Annotated in this window: 8 protein-coding genes; 4 read left to right on the forward strand and 4 right to left on the reverse strand. The window is 73.3% G+C overall.

Annotation, left to right across the window (positions count from 1 at the left end):
- The first annotated feature begins 81 nt into the window (after positions 1-81).
- Together G5C51_RS22085 and G5C51_RS22090 are read left to right on the forward strand one after the other, a co-directional pair.
- Positions 82-513, forward strand: a complete 432-nt coding sequence (locus G5C51_RS22085; protein WP_165239890.1) for a VOC family protein — start codon at positions 82-84, stop codon at positions 511-513.
- A 41-nt stretch (positions 514-554) separates the two neighbouring features.
- Positions 555-1670 carry a MerR family transcriptional regulator gene (locus G5C51_RS22090; protein WP_165239891.1) on the forward strand — a complete coding sequence of 372 codons (1116 nt, stop codon included), beginning with the start codon at positions 555-557 and terminating at the stop codon, positions 1668-1670.
- Between the two features lie 15 nt (positions 1671-1685).
- On the opposite strand, the gene G5C51_RS22095 is transcribed toward G5C51_RS22090, so the two are convergent.
- On the reverse strand, positions 1686-2645 hold the full coding sequence (locus G5C51_RS22095) for a D-2-hydroxyacid dehydrogenase family protein (protein WP_165239892.1): 960 nt from the start codon (positions 2643-2645) through the stop codon (positions 1686-1688).
- A 106-nt stretch (positions 2646-2751) separates the two neighbouring features.
- Here G5C51_RS22095 and G5C51_RS22100 point away from each other — a divergent pair, with 106 nt between their 5' ends.
- Positions 2752-3231, forward strand: coding sequence for a hypothetical protein (locus G5C51_RS22100; RefSeq protein WP_240929846.1), 480 nt, complete (start codon positions 2752-2754; stop codon positions 3229-3231).
- Here the strand turns inward: G5C51_RS22100 and G5C51_RS22105 are convergent.
- Both G5C51_RS22105 and G5C51_RS22110 read right to left on the reverse strand, forming a co-directional pair.
- Complete coding sequence (locus tag G5C51_RS22105; protein WP_165239894.1) at positions 3228-4061, reverse strand: substrate-binding domain-containing protein; 834 nt, start codon at positions 4059-4061, stop codon at positions 3228-3230. The two genes, G5C51_RS22100 and G5C51_RS22105, sit on opposite strands and share 4 nt — an antisense overlap.
- A 107-nt stretch (positions 4062-4168) precedes the next feature.
- The gene (locus tag G5C51_RS22110) at positions 4169-4576 is read right to left on the reverse strand and encodes a MerR family transcriptional regulator (RefSeq protein ID WP_165239895.1); all 408 of its coding nucleotides are present in this window, start codon (positions 4574-4576) and stop codon (positions 4169-4171) included.
- Between the two features lie 49 nt (positions 4577-4625).
- Here G5C51_RS22110 and G5C51_RS22115 point away from each other — a divergent pair, with 49 nt between their 5' ends.
- On the forward strand, positions 4626-5504 hold the full coding sequence (locus G5C51_RS22115) for an NAD(P)-dependent oxidoreductase (RefSeq protein ID WP_165239896.1): 879 nt from the start codon (positions 4626-4628) through the stop codon (positions 5502-5504).
- On the opposite strand, the gene G5C51_RS22120 is transcribed toward G5C51_RS22115, so the two are convergent.
- Entirely contained in the window at positions 5488-6258 is a 771-nt protein-coding gene (locus tag G5C51_RS22120) for an urease accessory protein UreD (RefSeq protein WP_338118253.1), read from the reverse strand. The genes G5C51_RS22115 and G5C51_RS22120 overlap by 17 nt on opposite strands.
- Position 6259 lies beyond the last annotated feature (1 nt).

Genomic DNA, 6259 nt, shown 5'->3' on the forward strand with positions numbered 1-6259 from the left:
CTAAGGGTGGAATGTCAGACCCCGGGGCTAGGCTTCGCGGCGTACGGACCGGTGCCGACGAAGCCACCCCCGGAGGCGAGCATGGAATACACGATCGAGGTCATCGAGATCCCCGTCAGCGACATGGACCGCGCCAAGGAGTTCTACGCGGACAAGTGCGGCTTCAAGGTGGACCTCGACCAGGAGGTGGCACCGGGCGCCCGGATCATCCAGATCACGCCGGCGGGCTCCCGCTGTTCGATGGCCCTGACCTCCGGGCTGCCGGCCGTGCCGGGTCTCGCGCGCATGGCGCCGGGATCACTGCAGGGCATCCAGGTGTGCGTCACCGACATCGCGGCCGCCCATGCCGAACTGTCCGCCCGGGGCGTGCCCGTCTCGGACGTCCAGCATGTCGGCGCCTCCGGCTGGGAGCCGGGCCCCGGCGAGACCTGGAACTCCTTCGCCTTCTTCAAGGACCCGGACGGCAATGGCTGGGTGCTGCAGGAGGCCCCGGCGCCGCTGGCGGAGCGCTAGCGGTTGACCCTCACGTGGCGTGATGGCGGATAGTCGGCGGGGTGGAAGAGCATCTGACCGTGGGGCGGGTGGCCGAGCTGGCCGGGGTGACCGTTCGCGCGCTGCATCACTATGACGAGATCGGGCTGGTGCGGCCGTCGGCGCGGACCGCGGCCGGGTACCGGGCCTACTCGGCTGCCGATGTGGAGCGGCTGCGGGAGGTGCTCGGCTACCGGCGGCTGGGCTTCGGACTGCGCGAGATAGCGGATCTGGTGGACGACCCGGCCACCGACGCGGTCGCGCACCTGCGCCGGCTGCGCGGCCTGCTGCTGGAGCAGCGCGACCGCGCCGCCGCCATGGTCACGGCCATCGACCGGGAACTGGAGGCGCGGGCCATGGGCATCAGGACGACACCCGAGGAGCAACTGAACGCGTTCGGGGCGCAGTTGTACGACGTCATCGGGTCCGCCTATCCGGCGACGCGGCGCACCGAGCCGCGGATCGCCGCGCGGGTGTGGGAGGCGCTCGGCGACGCCCGTACGGTGCTCAACGTCGGGGCCGGCACGGGCAACTACGAGCCCTCCGACCGCGAGGTCACGGCGGTGGAGCCGTCCGCGGTCATGCGGGCGCAGCGCCCTGCGAGTGCGGCCCCGTGCGTGGCCGCCGCCGCGGAGAGCCTGCCGTTCGAGGATCAGTCCTTCGACGCCGCGATGGCCTTCAGCACCGTGCATCACTGGCAGGACCCGGTCGCCGGGCTGCGCGAGATGCGGCGGGTCGCCCGGCGCGTGGTGGTGTTCACGTACGACGCCAGCAGCACCGGCTGGCTGGAGCGGTTCTGGCTCACCCGGGACTATCTGCCCGAGTTCGCCGGCCTGCTCGCCGACTGGCCTTCGCCGGCCGATCTCACGCACGCGATCGGCGGCCGCGCGGAGCCGGTGCTCGTCCCGTGGGACTGCGCCGACGGCTTCTTCGAGGCCTACTGGCGGCGGCCCGAGGCGTATCTGGAAGAGGATGTGCGCCGCGCGGTCTCGGTGTGGACCCGGGTCGGCCCGGAGGCCGAGCGGCGGGCGGTGGACGCGCTCCGCGACGACCTCTCCACGGGCCGGTGGGCCGAGCGCAACCGCGACCTGATCGCCCACGACGCGGCGGAACTCGGGCTCCGCCTCCTCGTCGCCTGACCGGCCGCGGGGCCCCTAAAGCACGCGCACCGGCGCGCCCTTGAGATACGCCTCGATGTCCTCGACCGCCTGCGGGAAGAACCGCTCCGCGTAGTTGCCGCGGGTCACGTAGCCGAGGTGCGGCAGGCCGAGGAGGTTCGGGGCGGTGCGCAGCGGGTCGTCGGCGGGCAGCGGCTCGTGCTCGTAGACATCGACTCCGGCGCCGGCGATACGGCCCCGGTGCAGGGCATCGATCAGGGCCCGCTGGTCGACGATCGCTGCACGCGAGGTGTTCACGAGGTAGGCCGTCGGCTTCATCAGCGCGAGCTCACGCTCGCCGATGAGGCCGCGGGTGCGGTCGCTGAGCTGGGTGTGCACGGAGACGAAGTCGCTGGTCCGCAGCAGCTCGTCGAGCGACCCGGCCGGCGATGCCCCCACCTCGGCGGCCCGCTCCGCGGTGAGGTTCTGGCTCCAGGCCGCGACCTCCATGCCGAAGGCCCGCCCGATGGCCGCCATCCGCCCGCCGATCTTCCCGAGCCCGAGCAGCCCGAGCCGGGCGCCGTGCAGATCCGCGCCGATCGTGGACTGCCAGGGGCCGCCGGTGCGCAGGGCGTTCGCCTCGGGGACGACATGGCGGGCGAGGCCGAGGAGCAGCGCCCAGGTGAGCTCGGTGGGCGGGGCGGGGCTGGAGGCCGTACCGCAGACGGTGACGCCCTCCAAGGCCGCCGCCTCACGGTCCACGGACGCATTGCGCATCCCCGAGGTGATCAGCAGCTTCAGCTTCGGCAGCCGGGTGAGGAGCGACGCCGGGAACGGGGTCCGCTCCCGCATGATCACGACGATGTCGCAGTCCGCGATCTCGGCGACGACGGCGTCCTCGCCGCCGAGGTGTTCGCGGACGGCCCGCACCTCGACGCGGTCGCGGAGCCGGTCCCAGTCGGCCATGCCGAGGGCGACGCCCTGGAAGTCGTCGAGGATCGCGCAGCGGAGCTTCATGGCTGGCGATCGTACGTCTGCAACTCAGGGGTTGCAGATCGCCGCCTCTATGTGCAACTCTACGGTTGCACCAAGTCGCCCTTTCCACCGACGAAAGCAGGCCACGATGGACACCACCCCGCTTCAGGACGCCTACCGCGCACTGCTGGACGCCGCCGCCACCGTGGCCGCCGCCGATACGAGCCCCGTCCCGCCGCCCGGCGAGTGGGACGCGGACCAGATCCTGGCGCACGTCTCCCTCATCAGCGCCGCCACCATCAACGCCGTCTCCGCCGCCGCCACGGCGACGACCACGACGTACGACAACCGCACGGCGCACAACGACTGGACCCTCGACCGCGTCATCGCGCTCGCCGGCGGCAACGCCGGTCTCCGGGAGCGCATCCGCCTCCAGGGCGAAGCCCTGTCCGCGCTCAGCGGCCCGATGCTCGCCGAAGCGGAGCTCGACACCCTGGTGCCGACGCTGCTCATCTCGAACGGCAAGGTCCTGGTCGACCAGCCCATGCCGCTACGGGACCTGATCACCGGCCTCGCCGGGAACGAGCTGCCCGGCCACACGCAGCAACTCCTGGCGCTGCTGCGCTAGTCGCCGAGCGCCACCGCCAGCCGGCGGAGGAAGCCGGCGTACGCCACCGGGCTGCACGCCTCCTCCGGGTTCCAGGGCAGCCGGGTCGGCGCCACCGTGTCCGGCACCGGGGCCGCGTGCCGGCGGCTGTCGTAGAGCACGACGTCCGGGCGCAGGTCGGCGGCCGCGGTCCACGTGGTCGTCGCCCAGTTACGTCCGGCGTCCGGCTCCGGGTCGAGGAGATCGAGCCCGAGCTCGGTGAGATGCCGCAGGTCGGGCCAGGTCTCCGGCCGGGCGAGATACACCTGCTCGGCATCCGCCCCGGACAGCGCCAGCACCCGCGCCGACCGCCGCCCGGCCGGCCCCCGCAGGGCCTGCTCGGCGGCTTCGAGCTTCCGCTCCCCCTCCGGGTCCCGGGGCGTGGCTCCCAGCGCGGCGGCCAGATCGGCGAAGCGGCTCAGGATCGTCCGCAGCGGAACCCCGCCGCCCACCGCCAGCGCCACCACCGGAACGCCGAGCCGCCGGGCGGCGTCGCTGTCGATCGCGTAGGTCCCCTTGCCGTCGTAGGTCACATCGACGATGAGATCCGGCCGCTCGGCGGCGAACCACTCCGCATCAAGGTCCCCGCCGGGCCCCACATACGGCACCTGCCCGCCGGCTATCCGCCCCGCCTTCACCGGATCGAGCTCCCGCCCGTCATGCCCGGACCCGTAGACCGCCGCCGGCGTCACCCCGAGGTCCCACAACGAGGCCCCGGCCCGCAGATACGCCACCACCCGCTCCGGCCGCCGCACCGCCTCGACCATCACGCCGGTGTCATCCCCGAACCGCCACGCCGCGTCGACCGTCATCTGCCGCCTCCCTGTGCCTGCTTCACTACGCTCCGCACCAACCCTCGGCGGGCGGCGGGCGCGACACAAGAGCGCCTCTCGGCCAGGGCCGGGCAGTGTCGTAACCGTCAGGCGGGCGCGGGCTCCAGGTCGGCGCCGTCCAGCGGCGGATAGCTGTCGCCGCCCACTTCCTCGGCCGCGGCGATGTAATCGGCGAGCGCGGCGCGGGAGTGGGCGAGCGCCGCCATCTGATCGTCCAGCCGCCGCAGCCGCCCCCGCATCGCGGCCAGCAACTCCGGACACCCGGGCAGCACCGGCGCCTCGCCGACCGCGCAGGGCAGCACGTAGGCGATGTCCTCGGTGGACAGCCCGGCCCCGAGCAGATGCCGGATCTGCCGCACCCGCAGCACGGCGCTCCGGTCGTACTCGCGGTAGCCATTCGCGCGACGCTCGGCCTCGAGCAGGCCCTGGGCCTCGTAATAACGCAACTGATGGGCGTTGACGCCCGTCTGCCGGCACAGCTCACCGATCCGCATCGCAACCTCGCTTGACCTTCATACCGGTATCAACGTTGACGATGCTGCCATGAACAGCGAAAACACGACTCCCGTAACCGTCATCGGACTCGGCCTGATGGGCCGGGCGCTCGCCGGCGCCTTCCTCAGGGCCGGGCACCCGACAACCGTGTGGAACCGTACGGCCGCCAAGGCCGACGCGCTGGTGGCCGAGGGGGCGAGGTTGGCGCCGACCGCGGGCGAAGCGCTCGCGGCAGGTCCCCTGACGGTCATCTGCGTCACCGACTACCAGGCCATGTACGACGCGCTCGGCACGAGCGAACCCTTGCTGAGCGGACGGACGTTGATCAATCTCACCTCGGGCGACTCGGCTCAGGCGCGCGAAGCCGCTCGCTGGGCCGAGGGGCGCGGAGCCCGCTATCTGGACGGCGCGATCATGGCCGTCCCGCCCGTGATCGGCACCGCCGAGGCGGTGATCCTGGCCAGTGGGCCCCGTGCGGACTTCGACGCGCACCGGCCGGCGCTGGAGGCGCTCGGCACCGCTAGCTACCTCGGTACGGATCCCGGGCTGGCGTCGCTGTACGACGTCGCCGGGCTGGCCATGATGTGGAGCGTGCTCAACGCCTGGCTGCAGGGCACGGCACTTCTGCGGACGGCCGGCGTCGATGCCGCCACCTACGCGCCCTTCGCGCGGCAGCTCGCCGCCGGGGTGGCCGACTGGCTGCCCGGCTATGCCGAGCAGATCGACAACGGTGCCTTCCCGGCCGAGGTCTCCGCCCTGGAGACCGATGTCCGGGCGATGGCGCACCTCATCGAGGAGAGCGAGGCGGTGGGCGTCAATACGGAGCTGCCGAAGCTCATCAAGGCGATGGCCGACCGCGCGATCGCCGCCGGGCACGGCGGGGAGCAGTATCCGGTGCTGATCGAGGAGTTCAGCAAGCCGCGCTGAGGTGGCGGCGCAGGGCGAGGCCGTCGGGGGCGAGAGCCGTCGTCAGCGCGGCGCCGTCGGCGAGGGGCAGGGTGACGGACTCACCCGGGCCGGGCGGGTGTTCCCGGCCACCCGGGCCGTCCGCGCGACGGGGGGCGGGGCGGGCGGCCGCCCGCCCCATGCCCGGTTCTACGTGGAGCAGTTGGCCTGCCGCCCGATACCCCGCCAGCCCGGCCGGCCCGTCCCAGCCGGGCACACCGGGGCCGTAGGCGGCCTCCTGGTCCAGGAGCGGCGTGCCGCACCTCCATACGGTCAGGCGGGATGCCAGGAGCCCGGGATTCTCGCCGGTGCGGCCGAGGATCTGTTCCTCGCGGAGGAGGAGGCGGGCGGTCGGGGCGAGCGTCGCGCGGGTGGTCATGGTCAGGTGGCTGCCGGCGGCGGAGATGAGCGGCTCGGGGAGCCAGTGGAGTTCGGCGTCGTCGGCGATGGCGAGCTGGACGTCGTACGTCGCGGGGATGCCGGGACGGCCGCCCGGGAGGGCGACCGTCGCGGCGGCCGACGTGATGTGCAGGGCGGCGCCGGCCTGGACGTCGACCTCGATACGGAGGGCGTCGCCGCCGAGCGGTGCGGACATCGCGCCGATGACGCAGACGTGGGCGGCGGGGCCAGGACCGCGGACGCGGCGGAGGGCGAGGGGGCCTTCGCCCTCCAGGACGGGGAGGGTGGTGACGCCGCGGGAGTCGAGGGCGGCGGTGATACGGGCGGTGGCCGTCACG

This window comes from Streptomyces coryli, from assembly GCF_011044975.1.
Lineage (GTDB): Bacteria > Actinomycetota > Actinomycetes > Streptomycetales > Streptomycetaceae > Streptomyces > Streptomyces coryli.

What these genes read in the sequence shown, in the direction of transcription:
- G5C51_RS22095 (WP_165239892.1), bottom strand. Translation starts at nt 2,645, where the DNA reads ATGAAGCTCCGCTGCGCGATCCTCGACGACTTCCAGGGCGTCGCCCTC.
- G5C51_RS22085 (WP_165239890.1), top strand. Translation starts at nt 82, where the DNA reads ATGGAATACACGATCGAGGTCATCGAGATCCCCGTCAGCGACATGGAC.
- G5C51_RS22115 (WP_165239896.1), top strand. Translation starts at nt 4,626, where the DNA reads ATGAACAGCGAAAACACGACTCCCGTAACCGTCATCGGACTCGGCCTG.
- G5C51_RS22105 (WP_165239894.1), bottom strand. Translation starts at nt 4,061, where the DNA reads ATGACGGTCGACGCGGCGTGGCGGTTCGGGGATGACACCGGCGTGATG.
- G5C51_RS22110 (WP_165239895.1), bottom strand. Translation starts at nt 4,576, where the DNA reads ATGCGGATCGGTGAGCTGTGCCGGCAGACGGGCGTCAACGCCCATCAG.
- G5C51_RS22100 (WP_240929846.1), top strand. Translation starts at nt 2,752, where the DNA reads ATGGACACCACCCCGCTTCAGGACGCCTACCGCGCACTGCTGGACGCC.